General features: G+C 42.2%; 7 protein-coding genes. All 7 read left to right on the top strand.

Annotated elements, in window-relative coordinates; translation table 11 throughout:
• On the top strand, positions 1-1,013 hold a 1,013-nt coding region (locus tag ACVRZH_RS08725), incomplete at its 5' end, for a VirB4-like conjugal transfer ATPase, CD1110 family (RefSeq protein WP_447454912.1).
• Complete coding sequence (locus tag ACVRZH_RS08720; protein WP_447454911.1) at positions 1,010-3,814, top strand: phage tail tip lysozyme; 2,805 nt, start codon at positions 1,010-1,012, stop codon at positions 3,812-3,814. The genes ACVRZH_RS08725 and ACVRZH_RS08720, both read left to right, overlap by 4 nt.
• A gap of 330 nt (positions 3,815-4,144) precedes the next feature.
• The gene (locus ACVRZH_RS08715) at positions 4,145-4,732 is read left to right on the top strand and encodes a PBECR4 domain-containing protein (protein WP_447454910.1); all 588 of its coding nucleotides are present in this window, start codon (positions 4,145-4,147) and stop codon (positions 4,730-4,732) included.
• A 260-nt stretch (positions 4,733-4,992) separates the two neighbouring features.
• A complete protein-coding gene (locus tag ACVRZH_RS08710; protein WP_447454909.1) occupies positions 4,993-9,897 on the top strand; it encodes an SspB-related isopeptide-forming adhesin in 4,905 nt (1,634 codons plus the stop codon).
• Positions 9,898-10,089, top strand: coding sequence for a calcium-binding protein (locus ACVRZH_RS08705; RefSeq protein WP_447454908.1), 192 nt, complete (start codon positions 9,898-9,900; stop codon positions 10,087-10,089).
• On the top strand, positions 10,073-10,624 hold the full coding sequence (locus ACVRZH_RS08700) for a hypothetical protein (RefSeq protein WP_447454907.1): 552 nt from the start codon (positions 10,073-10,075) through the stop codon (positions 10,622-10,624). The genes ACVRZH_RS08705 and ACVRZH_RS08700 overlap by 17 nt, the downstream gene beginning before the upstream one ends.
• A 49-nt stretch (positions 10,625-10,673) precedes the next feature.
• A complete protein-coding gene (locus tag ACVRZH_RS08695; protein WP_447454906.1) occupies positions 10,674-16,565 on the top strand; it encodes a helicase-like domain-containing protein in 5,892 nt (1,963 codons plus the stop codon).
• The last annotated feature ends 103 nt before the right edge of the window (positions 16,566-16,668 follow it).

Genomic DNA, 16,668 nt, shown 5'->3' with positions numbered 1-16,668 from the left:
TTGTCAACGACTATTTATTGAGAGCCGCTCGAAAGAGTGATGAAATGCTTGAGCCGTATGAGGGGAAACTCTCACGTACGGTTCTTAGAGAGGAAGGTGGTAGTAATACCACTAACCTACTCGACTATGGATTGATTGGTCAAGCCTTTGATGGGGAAAGTATCATCATTGCCCCAGATAGCCAGACCTACCTCAATGTTCTTGATTTATCCAGTCATGGCTTTGATGAGGACCCTGTCAAGCTTAAATCAGAGTTCCTATTGTCCTGGATTGGCAAGCTCTTAGACCGCCAAATGGACGGTCGAGAGAAGTCAATCATTGACCGAGTGACGCGGCTGACCTACCAACATTTCTTAGAGCCAACCTTGGAAGAATGGGTCTTTGTATTGTCCAAGCAACCTGAATCAGAAGCAGGTAATCTAGCTCTTGATATGGAACTTTATGTCAAAGGGTCGCTAGATATGTTTGCCCACCGAACCAACGTGACGACAGATAAATCCTTTGTGATTTACAATGTCAAAAAACTAGGAGAAGCCCTCAAACCCATTGCTCTCATGGTGGTTTTTGAACAGATTTGGAATCGGGTGGTCAGAAACCAACAACTGGGGAAGACCACTTGGATTTACTTCGATGAAATGCAGCTTCTATTGTTGGATAAGTACGCTTCTGATTTCTTCTTCAAGCTCTGGAGTCGTGTTCGTAAGTATGGGGCCATTCCAACAGGCATTACCCAGAACGTGGAAACTCTTTTATTAGATGCCAATGGCAGACGCATTATCGCTAATAGCGAGTTCATGATACTTCTAAAACAAGCTAAGAGTGACCGAGAAGAGTTGGTTCATCTTTTGGGCTTATCTAAAGAACTTGAGAAATACTTGGTTAATCCAGAAAAGGGAGCTGGATTGATTAAGGCAGGCTCAACGGTTGTTCCTTTTAGAAATAAAATCCCACTTCAAACCCAACTCTTTGACATCATGAGTACCGATCCAGAAAAGATGAGGGGTGAATCATGACAAGAGAGCAACAGAAGGTCAAGGTTGCCCGTAAAACCTTTCAGAGTAGTTTAAAGGCTAGCCGTATCCATTATCGCAGGGAGAAGAAGGGGTTAAAACGCTCCCTTCCTAAGCGACGCTTTATCATGCGCCGAGCTGAGAAAGCTGAAACAAGGGAACAACGTCAGGCTCTGAAGCAAACCTATCAGGAGGAAAAAGACCTAGCGACAGATACCTTTAAGGAAGTGATTGCCTATGTGTCTCCCAGATGGCTAAAAAGTAAGGAAATTAAGAAGTATCGGCTTCCTCAAGCCAGACAGCGCCTAGCAGTAGCGAGAAAACACTTGGCAGAGGTCAAGATGGCTGAAAAAGAGGAGGCTGTTACCTCTAAGTTTACCTATCAGAAAAAGCCAACAGAATCAAAAACGTCACGGTTTCAGTTTCAAAAAGAGAAACCTCTTGAACGCCTTCAGGCAGAAAAAGAGGTGAAATCAGCTAAGCGTGACGTGAAACAACTGAAAAAAGCACATCAGTTTAAGAAACCCTCGACCAAGGTCAAACGAGGGTTACGCTATGTCGCTTCAGAATCACTTGATGTAGTCGCTCAAGATGATGACTTGGAGGGAATCAAAACCCTAAAAGAGTCTGTGATTAAAGGAAGACGCTATGGGAGATTTACCTATCAGTCAGGGAAACTCCTTGTCAAAAGTGGGCAGACAGGTCTTCGGTTTACTAAGACGAAAGCCGCTCATAGTAAGGAGCGGCATCAGAACTTTAAAAAGGGGAAAGGGTTCACCCGTCAGAAGCCCTTAAAGCCCCAAAGGCGATACCACACCTTTCTCAAGCAAGCCAGAAGGCACAATGTGTCAGGAATAACAGGGGTTATTCATGCGATTAAGAATAGCCTGACCTTCTTTTCATCGATTGCCCTTAATCCTATGACTTGGGTCGTGTCAGGCCTTTTGTTTTTCTTGCTTTTGATGATGAGTTTTGTTATAGGAATTTCAGGAACCACTCTCATTCAACAGGATGAGAGTGAATTGACAAAAGCCTATACACACATGACGTGGGAAGATGCGGAAAACACCCGAACCAACCCCACTGGCATTACCTACTACACCAAGATTGATGACGTCATGGGCTTTATGAATCTCAAGTATCAAGATTATGCTTTAGAAGAAGTCATGGAAAATGGTGATAAGACTTATCACGCCTATCTCAGTCAACTTTGGCAGGACTTAAACGGTGGAGATTCTTTAAAATCCATGCTTGAGTTGACCAAGGAGCCTGCCTACAAACTCTCTGATGACGATAGAGAAGACTTAAAGGAATTAAGTGAGGAAGGCACCTACCTTGCCCTCCAAGAATTGGATAATCCATTTCAGGGACAGACTGAAGATGACGCGCTTACAATGACAGTTCGTTATGGTTATGAGGTGATTGATGACAAGCCAACGCTTCATCATCATATCATTCTAGAAGCTAAAGAAAATCAAGTGATTGTGGCTCCCATGGATGGTAAGGTTTCCCTAGATGGCGAGAACATTATCATCACGTCAGGTAAGGGACTAAACAAGTCTCAATTGACCTTGTTTAATATCCATACTGGTCGAGTGAGCGATGGCCAAAAAGTCCAAGCAGGGGAAGTGATCGGTCAAACCAAGGATGGTGCTGGTCTAAAAGTGACCTATCAAAAGGTTGACGATGATTCAGAGAAACTGGTTTACGTCAATCCAGCCTTTTACTTTCCTAAAGTCATTCAACTCCAAACGACCATTCTACCTACCATTGGACAATTTGGAGGCGATGAGTTTGCGAGAGCCAAAGCTATCTATGAGTATTTGAAAAGCCAAGGAGCGACCAATCAAGCCATTGCGGCAATTTTAGGAAACTGGTCAGTAGAATCCTCTATCAATCCTAAACGAGCTGAAGGTGATTACTTATCGCCTCCTGTTGGTGTAACGGATAGTTCTTGGGACGATGAGGGCTGGTTGTCTCTAAATGGTCCAGCTATCTATAATGGCAGGTACCCCAATATTCTAAGACGTGGCTTAGGCTTAGGGCAGTGGACAGATACAGCAGATGGGTCACGCAGACATACCTTATTATTGGAGTATGCCAAAGGGAAAAATCAGAAGTGGTATGACTTAGGCTTACAACTGGATTTTATGCTCCATGGGGATAATCCTTACTATACCAACTGGTTAAAAGATTTCTTCAAAAACTCAGGAAGTCCAGCCAGTCTTGCCCAACTCTTTCTCATTTATTGGGAGGGAAATAGTGGTGACAAACTCCTAGAACGTCAAACGAGAGCAACGGAGTGGTATTACCAAATTGAGAAAGGCTTTAGCCAACCAAATGGTGGGACCGCCCAAAGTGATCCAAAAGCGCTAGAAGCGGTTCGAGGAGACCTTTATGACAACTCCGTTCCAGGTGGAGGTGACGGTATGGGTTATGCCTATGGGCAATGTACGTGGGGAGTTGCCGCTCGGATTAACCAATTGGGCTTGAAACTCAAAGGACGAAATGGTGAGAAAATCCCAATCATTAGTACCATGGGGAATGGTCAAGATTGGGTGGCAACAGCAGCACGTCTTGGTGGTGAAACAGGTAAGCTACCAAAAGCAGGAGCGATTATTTCCTTTGCGGGAGGAGGTCATGGATCGCCGACAGAATACGGGCATGTCGCCTTTGTCGAGAAAGTTTACCCAGATGGATCTTTCCTTATCTCAGAAACTAACTATAATGGCAATCCTAACTATACCTTCCGTAAGTTATCAGGAGTCGATGGTACGATTAGTTTTGCCTATACGACGAAATAGAAGTATAAAATAGGGATAGTTTTGTCCTGGTTTTTACTATTAGATAGCCTCATATTAGTGGAAAAGATATAAGTGCAAATTAACAATTTAAATTGCTCGTGACATGTTCCCAATAACCTTTAGATAAATATCGCTAAATATCAATTAGTTCTTTTTGACAAAATGATAATTTTTTGTTATTATGATAGTGATAAAAGGGTCGGTATAGAGACTAGAAACCTATACAAGTGGTCGGATTGGAGACTGAAAACCCAAGTCCATTGCAGAGGTAACTGTGAAAAATCCAAAAGCGGAGTGTAGAATACCTCCGTTTTTTTCTTAGGAGTATTGATGGTAGTAACATTTAAAGAAAAAGTTCGCTTAGCATTGTTAAAGTGTGCTAAGCTATATAAGGAAAAGCTTGTTGATTCAGAGTATCTTATTTATTCGAGTGAATTTCACTATCAAAAGTATTATCAAATTGCTTCAAAAGAGGACAATTTTCTACACTTAACAGGTGTACTCACAAAACTGACCGCACAAACTTTTTTTGATAAATGTTATGATGGGAGTTTATTAGAGGAGGATTTCGATTTAGCTAATAAAAGTCAAAAAGGTTCTATTCGACGTAAAATTTCTGTACTTGAGCAAGGAATATTGATATTTTATGATAATGGTATCCTAGTGGAAGAGAAATTTGAAAAAAATAAAATTTCATGTTCATTTGCGACTTCGGATAATCTTTGTACTATGGGTTTTACAAAAACAAGGTTAGCAAAGCCTCAAACATTATTAAAAGGGAATCAACTTAGTTCAAGTATTACACCAGATTTAATTTTAAAGAGATCCAAAGATAGCAACTCGTTTGATACTGTAATTAAGAATAGTCTTAATTTGACTGATACAGAAATTAGTGCAATTTTAATAGATGGTGATTAGATATGGATTATTTCCATCTTTATCATATTGATTAAAATCAATGATATTATAGAATTGGGGCGTGCTAGTCATGTCTGGGAGGGTCTGATGCGTCAGTCCTCCCCTTTTTTATAGGGATTTTCAGAAGCTATCGGTAATGCTACCGATAGCTTTTTTTCTTTGTCCTTCTTTGATGTGATACCAAAATCAAGTCGTCTTTTTTATGATGGGGAGAGAGTGACAGATTGTTGCTACTTATCAAAAGAAAAGAAGGACTTTTTATGACCAAACAATGCCATCATCACTTTTTAGTTAATCAGGAAAAAGCAGAAAAGCATGTCTTCCGTAAAAGTAAGAAGTATCGGACACTTTGTTCGGTAGCTCTTGGAACCATGGTGATAGCTGTTATCGCTTGGGGTGGCCAAGTAGCACAAGCTGACGAAGTGGTAACACCCTCGCTGGATAAAACCGTTCAGTTGACAGAAAATCCTGCGACCAACTTACCAGAAGCTCAGCCAACTCCAGTTGTTGAACAGACGGATAGCCTTGCCTCAACTGGTCAATCAGATGGAGCTATCACAGTCACCGTTCCTCACGATGTTGTGACACAGGCTGTCAATCAAGCAACCGCTGAAGGGGTTACGACCATTCAGGATAAACCTATGGATTTAGGAAACACCACCTCTGCGAGTGAGACCAGTAAGCAATTGGATAAGGCGGAAGCGGATGCTGCTAGGCAGGCTGAAGCCATTACTCAGGTGACCAATACCTATAAAGCTGACAAAGCGACTTATGAACAAGATAAAACACGTGTTGAACAAGGGAATGCTGCGTTGGCTGCTAGTCATAAAGAAGCTACTCAAGCAGGAAACGCCTTGAATCATTCAGTGGATAGCACAGTTTCAAAAATCAAAGGCCAAGATCAGTTGGCTAATGTGACCGTTACAACTCAAACCGTAACATCAGGAGATGGTTCAACGGTTTCAGGCTATCAGGATTATACCTCTGCGGTAGCTGCTATTGATAAGCAAAATAAGGACAATCTATCTGAATACGAATCAAAGAAAAAAGATGCAGATGCCATTGTCGCAAAGAACTTAGTGACTCAAAAGGAAAATGAAGCGGGTCTTGCTAAGGCAAAGGCTGATAATGAAGCTATTGCTAAACGCAATCAAGCTGAACAAAAAGCAGTGGATGATGAAAATAAGGCCTCTCAAGCTGCTGTGGATGCCTACAATAAAGACCAACAGAAATTGGTGACAGACCGTGAAGCTGAGATTGCTGCTATCACGAAACGTAATAAGGAAAAAGAAGAAGCTGCCAAGACAGAAAATGACGCCATTGATGCCTATAACACCAAGGAAATGGAGCGCTATAAACGTGATTTAGCTGAGATTTCAAAAGGAGAGGAAGGCTATATCTCTCAAGCTCTTGCTCAGGCACTCAACTTGAATAATGGAGAACCGCAAGCACGACATTCAGCTGATACCAGAAATCCTAATCGTATCGTTCCAAAAGGTGACGCTATGCTTGGTGGGTACTCTAAGATCCTTGATTCGACAGGATTCTTTGTCTATGACACCTTTAAAACAGGAGAAACTCTTTCCTTTACCTATCAAAACCTTCAAAATGCTCGCTTTGATGGTAAGAAAATCACAAAAGTAGCCTATGACATTACAAACCTTGTTTCTCCAGCTGGAACTAATGCCGTGCAGTTAGTCGTGCCCAATGACCCAACAGAAGGCTTTATCGCCTACCGTAATGATGGGACAGGCAATTGGCGAACAGACAAGATGGAGTTTCGTGTCAAAGCCAAGTATTTCTTAGAAGATGGCTCACAAGTGAGCTTCACCAAGGAAAAACCAGGCGTCTTTACCCATTCCTCACTCAATCATAATGACATTGGTCTAGAATATGTCAAAGATTCATCTGGGAAATTTGTGCCGATTAATGGTTCAACCGTTCAAGTGACTAACGAAGGTTTGGCTCGTTCACTTGGGTCAAACCGTGCCAGTGATTTAAATCTTCCTGAAGAATGGGATACGTCATATAGTAAGTATGCCTATAAGGGAGCGATTGTCTCAACGGTTACATCAGGCAACACCTATACAGTGACCTTTGGTCAAGGGGATATGCCCCAAAATGTTGGTCTCTCTTATTGGTTTGCCTTAAATACCCTTCCAGTTGCACGGACGGTCAAACCTTATAGTCCAAAACCACATGTGACACCAAAGTTAGAGCCAGTTCCAGAACCCGTTAAGGTTGTGCCAAAAACCTTTACCCCAAAAACCTTTACGCCAGAGCCACCTGTGAGCTTTAAGGAAAAACCATTAGAGGAAGTCACTCAGCCTAGCCTAACACTTACCAAGGTGACCTTGCCTAAAGAACCTACGCCAGAACCGTTGCCAAAAGCACCAACCGTGCCAACGGTTCATTACCACGACTATCGTCTGACAACGACTCCTGAAATTGTTAAGGAAGTTATCAATACCGACCAAGTGAACCTTCATGACAAAACGGTCTCAAAAGATTCAACGGTCATTTACCCCTTAACCGTAGACGCTTTTTCTCAAAATCGAGCCAAAACCACTAGCCTCACCTTTGAAGATTACCTTCCAGCAGGCTATGCTTTTGACAAGGAAAAAACGCAGGCAGAAAATGAAAATTATACCCTCAGCTTTGATGCTGCTAAGAACTTTGTGACCTTGACCGCCAAGGAATCCTTGCTTCAAGAGGTTAACCAAGACCTCACCAAGACTTACCAACTGGTGGCTCCGAAACTTTATGGTAGCCTTCAGAATGATAGGGCAACCTATTCCAATAGTTATAAGCTCTTTATCAATAAGGGAACCCCAAATGCCTATACAGTGACTTCCAATGTCGTGACGGTGCGAACGCCTGGTGATGGAACGACCACTAGCCGTATTGATCCTCAAAAACGCAATGAAAATGAAGACGGTGTGGTTATTAACGATACGGTAGTGGCTTTAGGAACGACTAATCATTACCGTTTGACCTGGGATTTAGATCAATATAAAGGTGATAGGTCTTCTAAAGAGACGATTGCTCGTGGTTTCTTCTTTGTAGATGATTACCCAGAGGAAGTGTTGAATTTAGTAGACCAGGGAACAAGTATCACCACTCCTGATGGCAAAGCTGTATCAGGGATTACTGTCAAGGCTTATGCGTCGCTGTCAGAAACTCCTAAAGACCTTCAAGATAAACTCGCTCATGCTAAGATTTCTCCAAAAGGGGCTTTCCAAGTCTTTATGCCTAATGACAATCAGGCTTTTTATGACCAGTATGTTAAAACAGGAACCTCTTTGAACCTTGTCACCAAAATGACGGTCAAAGATAGTCTTTATGGTCAGACGAAAACTTATCGAAACAAAGCCTACCAAGTGGATTTTGGCAATGGCTATGAAACCGATGAGGTGACGAATACCCTTGTAAGCCCATCACCTAAAAAACAAAACCTAAATAAGGATAAGGTGGATATCAATGGCAAACCTATGGTAGTCGGTTCACAAAACCACTATACCTTGTCATGGGACTTGGACCAATACCGTGGTATTAAGGCTGATAAGGCTCAGATTGCACAAGGGTTTTACTTTGTGGATGATTATCCCGAAGAAGCTCTATTACCAGATGCTGCAGGCATTCAACTTGTGACAACTGATGGCAAAGATGTCACAGGTGTTACGGTAAAAACTTATACGAGCTTATCAGAAGCTCCTAAAAACCTACAAGTAGCCCTTGAGAAACGTAAGATTGCACCTAAAGGAACCTTCCAAGTCTTTATGGCAGAAGATCCACAAGCCTTCTATGAGTCTTATGTAACGCAAGGTCAAAACATCACCATCGTTACTCCTATGACTGTCCGTGAGTCTATGCTTAATTCAGGAAAGTCTTATGACAATGTAGCTTATCAAGTAGACTTTGGACAAGCCTATGAAACCAATACGGTAACGAATCACGTGCCAAAAGTAAACCCTCATAAGTCCAATACCAATATAGAGGGCGTGTCTATTGATGGGAAGACCGTTCTTCCAAATACCATTAATTACTACAAAATTGTTCTGGATTACAGTCAGTACAAGGATTTGGTAGTGACAGATGATATTCTTACAAAAGGTTTTTACTTCGTGGATGATTACCCTGAAGAAGCGCTTATCCTAAACGCAGATGGCGTTCAAGTGATGGATAAGGCAGGAAATCTTGTCAAAGGGATTTCGGTGAAAGCCTATGCCTCATTGTCAGAAGCGCCTAAAGTGGTTCAAGACGCTATGGTCAAACGCCAGTTCACACCTAAAGGAGCTATTCAAGTTTTAAGCGCTGATGATCCAAAAGCGTTCTACGAGGCTTATGTTAAAACTGGTCAAACCTTAGTGGTGACCCTTCCAATGACCATTAAGAATGAGCTAACAAAGACTGGTGGGAAATATGAAAACACCGCTTATCAGATTGTCTTTGGTTTGGCTTATGTGACAGAAACAGTGGTCAATAATGTGCCAAAACTGGACCCACAAAAAGATGTGGTGATTGATTTGTCACAAAAGGAGAACAGTCTTGATGGAAAAGAAGTTGCCTTGAATCAGGTCTTTAACTACCGCTTGGTGGGAGCACTTATTCCTGGTAATCGTGCGACACCACTCATCGAGTACCGCTTTGACGATGATTATGATGAAAACCATGACGACTATAATGGTGTTTACAAGGCTTATACTGTGGTAGATGTCACTCTAAAAGATGGAACGGTTTTACCAAAAGGGACAGAAGTGACTAAGTACACGCTACAACATGTCGACACGTCAAAAGGAACGGTTACCATCAGTTTTGATAAGGAATTCCTTGAAAAACTAGCAGAAGAATCCGAGTTTCAGGCAGATGTTTACGTGCAGATGAAACGAATCGCCTCAGGTGTAGTAGAAAATACGGTACTACATACCGTCAATGGCTACACCATTAGTTCAAATACGGTTAAAACAACTACTCCTGAACCAGAGCCACTAACTCCGAATCAACCAACCCCACCACAACCACCTATCCCACCACAAGAACCACCAGTTCCAGCAAGTGTCTTACCAAATACAGGAGAGAGTCAATCCCTCTTGGCGCTTGTCGGTGGAGGACTTCTTTTAGGCCTAGCTTACGGACTTTCTAAACGCAAAATGGAGGACAACTAGATGGAACCTAAAAGCATTTACACAAGAGATTCAGACCAAGATGGTCTAACGGATGCTCAAGAGTTAGCTTTAGGGACCAATCCTTTTAGCAGTGATACGGATAGTGACGGACTGTCAGACCTTGAAGAAGTCCAACAAGGCTTGAATCCAATTCAACAGCGTAAGGAGAGAAGCTATGGCTTGGAATTATGACACAATTTCTAGAACCCTTTCTGAGATGGCACGAGAAAACTATGAAGACATGGTTAAGGCCTTTTTAGCCATGGAATTGAGTATTAAAAACAAGTCACTTCTTGACAGGCTCTATCAAGACTTTATGGGCATTGATGACTTGTCTTTAGTCAGTGATGACCTGCGCCTAAGAGCAGACGGTTATCAGGAACAGCTTCAAGAAGAAGTGACGGACCTCTTGGATAAACTCTATCGAACAGGAGAAGGAGCCAGTTTCATTATGGAAGTGATTGCGTCCAACAATATTTCTGAGTCCCTTGCTCAGTATGAGGTTTTGAATGAGGAGGATTATTCGCCTCTCACCTTAGAGACCTTGCAGGACATTATCCAAAAGGAGTTGTCTTTAACGAGTCAAGATTATTTTGGAGATGTGACCTATCTCGCCTTGCAGAAAGATTTGTTAGACCAGAAAAGCCATTTCTTACAACAGTATGTGACAACTTTGATGGAAAAGTTGCCACAAGAAAAAGACCAAAGAGCCTTGGTCCTAGACTAAAGCAGTGGGCTGAGAATACCTCTCAGCTCCTTTTTAATTGGAGGAACGTATGACTCAAGAACAATTACTTGAGATGTTGCGGGCAAGATTGCCACGTGACCAGATTCTTTTGGAAACCTTTTTACGCTATCAAGCAGCCCATTTTGATGAGGATTGGGATAGCCTTATCCAAAATTTTACAACCCAAAGAGGAGTAGTCAGCTCACCTGTTCAAGTGGTTCGCTTTGAAACCGAAGTTTCTGCTTTTGTAGAGGCAAGCCCCTTTGACGAGGCAACAGACCTAAGCAGCTACACGCAGACCTTTGGTCAGGCTGGCTTAAAGAAGTTACCTCAGTTAAACAGTGATGAGAAAGCCTTGGTGATTGAAGTCGCCCTCTTTAACCTAGCCACTCGCTTTCAGCTCTTAGACCAAGAAGGCGCCTATCAATCCATTTCGGTAGCTTCTCTTTTGGAAAAAGGCAGAGCTGCTAATTTGGTCAATGTCTACCGAGTGGCCAATAATTTGTCTGACCGAATTAGCCGTGATATTGAACAGTTTCTTCTGACCTATGAACCTGAACAGGTAAGTCCCCAGGAAACGGTAGAGGAAATAGAGGAGGCGGTTGAAGAAAAAGTAGTTCCAGAACCTTCTCAGGACATCACCTTTCGGGAAGAGGGTTTCATCATAATTGCAAGTCTTGATGAGGACGAGTTATCACAACTCGATTTACGAACAGGGCAAACAGAACATTTATCGGCTTATGAACATCTAAACTTGTCCCAAAAATTTGAGATATTAAGTCACTTTGACCAAGTGCGAAATAGACGTCCAAAACTACCAAACTTGAGACGTGGGGAGTTTGACCATGAAATGGAAATGACACCAATCTATGCGGACAATGAGCTATTAACCTATTTAGAAGCTGATGGGACCGTCTATGACTTACAACGTCCTTTAACACCTCAAGAAGAAGTGATCTTAACTGAAATGGGTCAAACCATTTTGGCTGAAAATACCGAAAAACTGACTCGTTTAGGAATAGACTTAGCTGACTTGGATGAGCAACAAGGTGGGATACTGATAGCTGCTGCAGGGCGTTTTCATTTGAAGAATGCGGACCTAGCCTTATTAGGGGGCTATCCTAAAGCAACCGTTACTCAATTAGCCCTTGCGACAGAATTGCTTCAGATGGGATTAACGCATGACAAGGCAGAATTTTTCTTGACCAGTCAGCTAGACTTAGAAGAAGCAAGACCCATTGCCTACGCCTTCTTGCATGAAGACCTTACTCTTGAAGAAGCTAGAACCTTTGAAAGGGACAAACTGTCCCAACCTGACCTATCCTTTAGGGAATGGCGAGAACACATCTCACAAACAAAATCTGAAATCATGACTCAATCACCCCCTCAAAATCCTATCGTAGAGGAAGCCCTTAAACGCTATCCGATTGCTTCGATTGTGACTTATAAGGGGCAAGAGTTTCAGGTAATGGCCATTGAGGACTCAGGCGTTAATAACCTGATACGGATTGAATTACAAAATGATTTCACAGATATGATTGAACAAAATCCAGTTCTTTTCTTACGGACACTAGAAGACATCACTCAAGCTCTTCATGTTCCTTCTGTCGAAGAAAAAGAGGAAGTGGAAGAACCTAGCCAAGAATTAGACCTCTTTTCTTTTATGGATGACGACCATCAAGACATTGTTTCCCAAGAACCAGTCACAGAAAGTGAAGCAGAAAAAACTGAAATATTTGAAACGGAGGGTGAGCCAGAACTTTCTGAAGTCATTAAGACGCCCCCAGCCACTGATTTTCACTTCCCAGAAGACTTATCAAACTTTTACCCTAAGACAACAAGAGATAAGGTTGAAATGAATGTTGCTGCTATTCGTTTGGTGAAGAGGCTTGAAGATGAACACCGTCAAGCCACACCAAGTGAACAAGAACTGCTTGCTAAATACGTGGGCTGGGGAGGCCTAGCTAATGAATTCTTTGACGAGTATAACCCAAAGTTTTCTAAGGAACGTGGGGCATTAAAAACACTAGTCACAGATAAAGAGTATTCGGACATGAAACAATCTTCTTTGACAGCTTATTACACAGACCCTCACTTGATTCGTCAGATGTGGGAGAAGTTAGAACGTGATGGCTTTACTGGTGGTAAAATACTAGACCCGTCTATGGGAACGGGAAATTTCTTTGCGGCAATGCCTAAACACCTGAGAGAAAATAGTGAGTTGTATGGTGTAGAGCTAGACGCGATTACAGGAACTATTGCTAAACACCTTCATCCAAATAGCCATATTGAAGTAAAGGGCTTTGAGACTGTTGCCTTTAATGACAATAGTTTTGATTTGGTTCTCTCAAATGTGCCTTTTGCCAATATCAGGATTGCAGACAGTCGCTATGATAAACCCTATATGATTCATGATTACTTTGTTAAAAAATCATTAGATTTGGTGCATGATGGTGGGCAAGTGGCTATCATTTCCTCAACAGGAACCATGGACAAACGGACAGAAAACATTCTCCAAGATATTCGTGAGACGACTGATTTTCTTGGTGGTGTGCGTTTGCCAGATACTGCCTTTAAGGCCATTGCAGGCACCAATGTCACAACGGACATGTTGTTCTTCCAGAAGCATATGGATAAGGGATATGTGGCAGATGATTTAGCTTTTTCAGGTTCTATTCGCTATGACAAGGATGACCGTATTTGGCTGAATCCTTACTTTTATGGGGACTACAACAGTCAGGTTCTTGGGAGCTATGAAGTCAGAAACTTTAACGGTGGGACACTTTCTGTGAAAGGCACTTCTGATAACCTAATAGAAGCTGTACAGACAGCTCTTAAACAGGTTAAAGCGTCTAGAAGTGTTGACCCTTCTGACATCCTTATCACTCCTGATGTGGTGAGAAGACAAGTTATTGATACTTCGATTCCTTCTGACATCAGAGAAAGCTTAGACCAATATAGTTTTGGTTATAAGGATTCTACGGTTTACTACCGAGATCATAAGGGCATTCGTGTAGGGACAAAGACAGAGGAGATTAGCTACTATGTGGACGAGGAGGGGACCTTTAAGGCTTGGGACACCAAGCATTCGCAAAAACAGATTGACCGCTTTAATGACCTCGAAGTCACCGATAGCACCGCTCTTGATGTGTATGTGACAGAAGAAGCCACCAAACGTGGGCAGTTTAAGGGCTATTTCAAAAAGACGGTTTTCTATGAAGCTCCCTTGTCAGAGAAAGAAGTGGCACGGATTAAAGGGATGGTTGATATTCGGAACGCCTACCAAGAGGTCATCGCCATTCAGCGCTACTATGATTACGACAGAGATGAGTTTAACCACTTGTTAGGACATCTCAATCGCACCTATGATACTTTTGTGAAACGCTTCGGGTATGTCAATAGTGCTGTGAATCGTAACCTTTTTGATAGTGATGATAAGTATTCGCTCCTTGCGAGTTTAGAAGATGAAAATCTTGACCCGAGTGGGAAGACAGTTATCTATACCAAATCTCTTGCCTTTGAAAAGGCCTTGGTTCGTCCTGAAAAGGAAGTGACGGCAGTTTCTTCTGCCCTTGACGCTCTCAATTCTAGTCTAGCAGATGGTCGTGGTGTAGATTTGGATTACATGATGTCTATTTATCAAACAGACTCTAAAGCGACTTTGATTGAGGAATTAGGAGACGCTATTATTCCAGACCCAGAACGCTATCTAAACGGTAGAGAAGTGGTTTATGTGTCGCGGCAGGACTTCTTATCAAGAGATGTGGTGACTAAGTTAGAGGTTGTGGACTTACTCATTAAAGCAGACAACTCTGATTTTCCTTGGGTCTATTATCAAGGTCTCTTAGAAGACGTGAAACCACCACGTGTGACCTTAGCTGATATTGATTATAGGATTGGCTCACGTTGGATTCCTCTAGCCGTTTATGGGAAATTTGCCCAAGAAACCTTTATGGGACAAACTTTTGACCTGACTGACCAAGAAGTATCAACTGTTCTTGAAGTCAGTCCGATTGATGGGACGATGTCTTACCAATCCAAGTTTGCCTTTAGGTATTCTACCGCAACGGATAGAAGTTTAGGTGTGCCTGGGTCACGCTATGATAGTGGCCGAAAAATCTTTGAAAACCTGCTTAATTCCAATCAACCAACCATTACCAAACAAGTGGAAGATGGGGATAAGAAAAAGCATGTGATGGATGTCGAGAAGACAACGGTTCTTCGTGCTAAGGAAATACAACTTCAAGAACTCTTCCAAGATTTTGTGGCTAGTTACCCAGAGGTGCAACAGATGATTGAAGAGACCTATAATAGCCTTTATAATCGTACAGTCTCAAAAGTTTATGATGGCAGCCATTTAACTATTGATGGGCTTGCCCAGAATATTTCCTTACGCCCTCACCAAAAGAATGCTATTCAACGGATTGTGGAAGAAAAACGAGCGCTTCTAGCTCATGAAGTGGGTTCAGGTAAGACTTTAACCATGCTTGGAGCAGGCTTCAAACTGAAAGAACTGGGAATGGTTCATAAACCTCTTTATGTGGTGCCATCAAGTCTGACCGCTCAGTTTGGTCAAGAAATCATGAAGTTCTTCCCAACGAAGAATGTTTATGTGACGACCAAGAAAGATTTTGCCAAAGCTAAACGTAAGCAGTTTGTCTCACGGATTATCACAGGGGACTACGATGCCATTGTCATTGGGGATTCCCAGTTTGAGAAAATCCCCATGAGTCAGGAAAAGCAGGTCGCCTATATCCAAGATAAGCTGAACCAATTACGAGAGATTAAACAAGGCAGTGATAGTGACTATACCGTTAAAGAAGCAGAGCGTTCTATCAAGGGGTTGGAGCACCAATTGGAAGAACTCCAAAAACTGGATCGAGATACCTTTATTGAGTTTGAAAACCTTGGGATTGACTTTCTCTTTGTGGACGAAGCTCACCATTTTAAGAATATTCGCCCCATTACTGGACTTGGTAATGTCGCAGGAATTACCAACACGACCTCTAAAAAGAATGTAGATATGGAAATGAAGGTCAGACAGGTTCAAGGAGAACACGACTATCGTAATGTGGTCTTTGCGACAGGAACACCAGTCTCTAACTCTATTAGTGAACTCTATACCATGATGAGTTATATCCAACCAGATGTCTTAGAACGCTATCAAGTCTCAAACTTTGACTCATGGGTGGGAGCTTTTGGGAATATTGAGAATTCTATGGAACTTGCCCCAACAGGAGACAAGTACCAACCTAAGAAACGCTTTAAGAAGTTTGTGAACCTGCCTGAACTCATGCGGATTTATAAGGAAACAGCTGATATTCAGACCTCAGATATGCTTGATTTACCTGTTCCTGAAGCTAAAGTCATTGCGGTAGAGAGTGAACTCACAGAAGCTCAGAAATACTACCTTGAAGAGTTGGTTGACCGTTCAGACGCAATCAAGTCAGGTAGCGTTGACCCTAGTGTCGATAACATGTTAAAGATAACTGGGGAGGCCAGAAAACTAGCCATTGACATGCGTCTTATTGATCCAGCCTATACCTTATCTGATAATCAGAAGATTCTTCAAGTAGTGGACAATGTGGAACGCATTTACCGTGAGGGAGAAAATGAGAAAGCTACCCAGATGATTTTCTCAGATATTGGAACGCCTAAAAGTAAAGAAGAAGGGTTTGATGTTTACAATGAATTGAAAGACCTTTTAGTGGATAGAGGGATTTCCAAAGAAGCAATTGCTTTTGTCCATGACGCTAATACCGATGAGAAGAAAAACTCTCTCTCACGCAAGGTCAATAGTGGAGAAGTTAGGATTCTTATGGCTTCTACGGAAAAAGGTGGGACTGGTCTAAACGTGCAATCACGCATGAAAGCAGTCCACCATTTAGACGTTCCCTGGCGGCCCTCTGATATTGTACGTGCGTCCGTAAAGGCGGTATAGTAAATCTACTTTTTGGCAAAGTAGTAGGCGTGACCTTAATGCCTATCATCACCCAACTGACCTGTGAGGGAAACCAAATATCAGGGAACAAAGCACGTTGGGA

It is taken from the genome of Streptococcus fryi (assembly GCF_053206505.1).
The sequence above is the reverse complement of the archived record's forward strand: the minus strand, read 5'-3'. Positions and strand labels throughout refer to the sequence as shown.

Coding starts and splice junctions, on each gene's coding strand:
- ACVRZH_RS08710 (WP_447454909.1), top strand. CDS start 4,993: ATGACCAAACAATGCCATCATCACTTTTTAGTTAATCAGGAAAAAGCA.
- ACVRZH_RS08715 (WP_447454910.1), top strand. CDS start 4,145: ATGGTAGTAACATTTAAAGAAAAAGTTCGCTTAGCATTGTTAAAGTGT.
- ACVRZH_RS08705 (WP_447454908.1), top strand. CDS start 9,898: ATGGAACCTAAAAGCATTTACACAAGAGATTCAGACCAAGATGGTCTA.
- ACVRZH_RS08695 (WP_447454906.1), top strand. CDS start 10,674: ATGACTCAAGAACAATTACTTGAGATGTTGCGGGCAAGATTGCCACGT.
- ACVRZH_RS08700 (WP_447454907.1), top strand. CDS start 10,073: ATGGCTTGGAATTATGACACAATTTCTAGAACCCTTTCTGAGATGGCA.
- ACVRZH_RS08720 (WP_447454911.1), top strand. CDS start 1,010: ATGACAAGAGAGCAACAGAAGGTCAAGGTTGCCCGTAAAACCTTTCAG.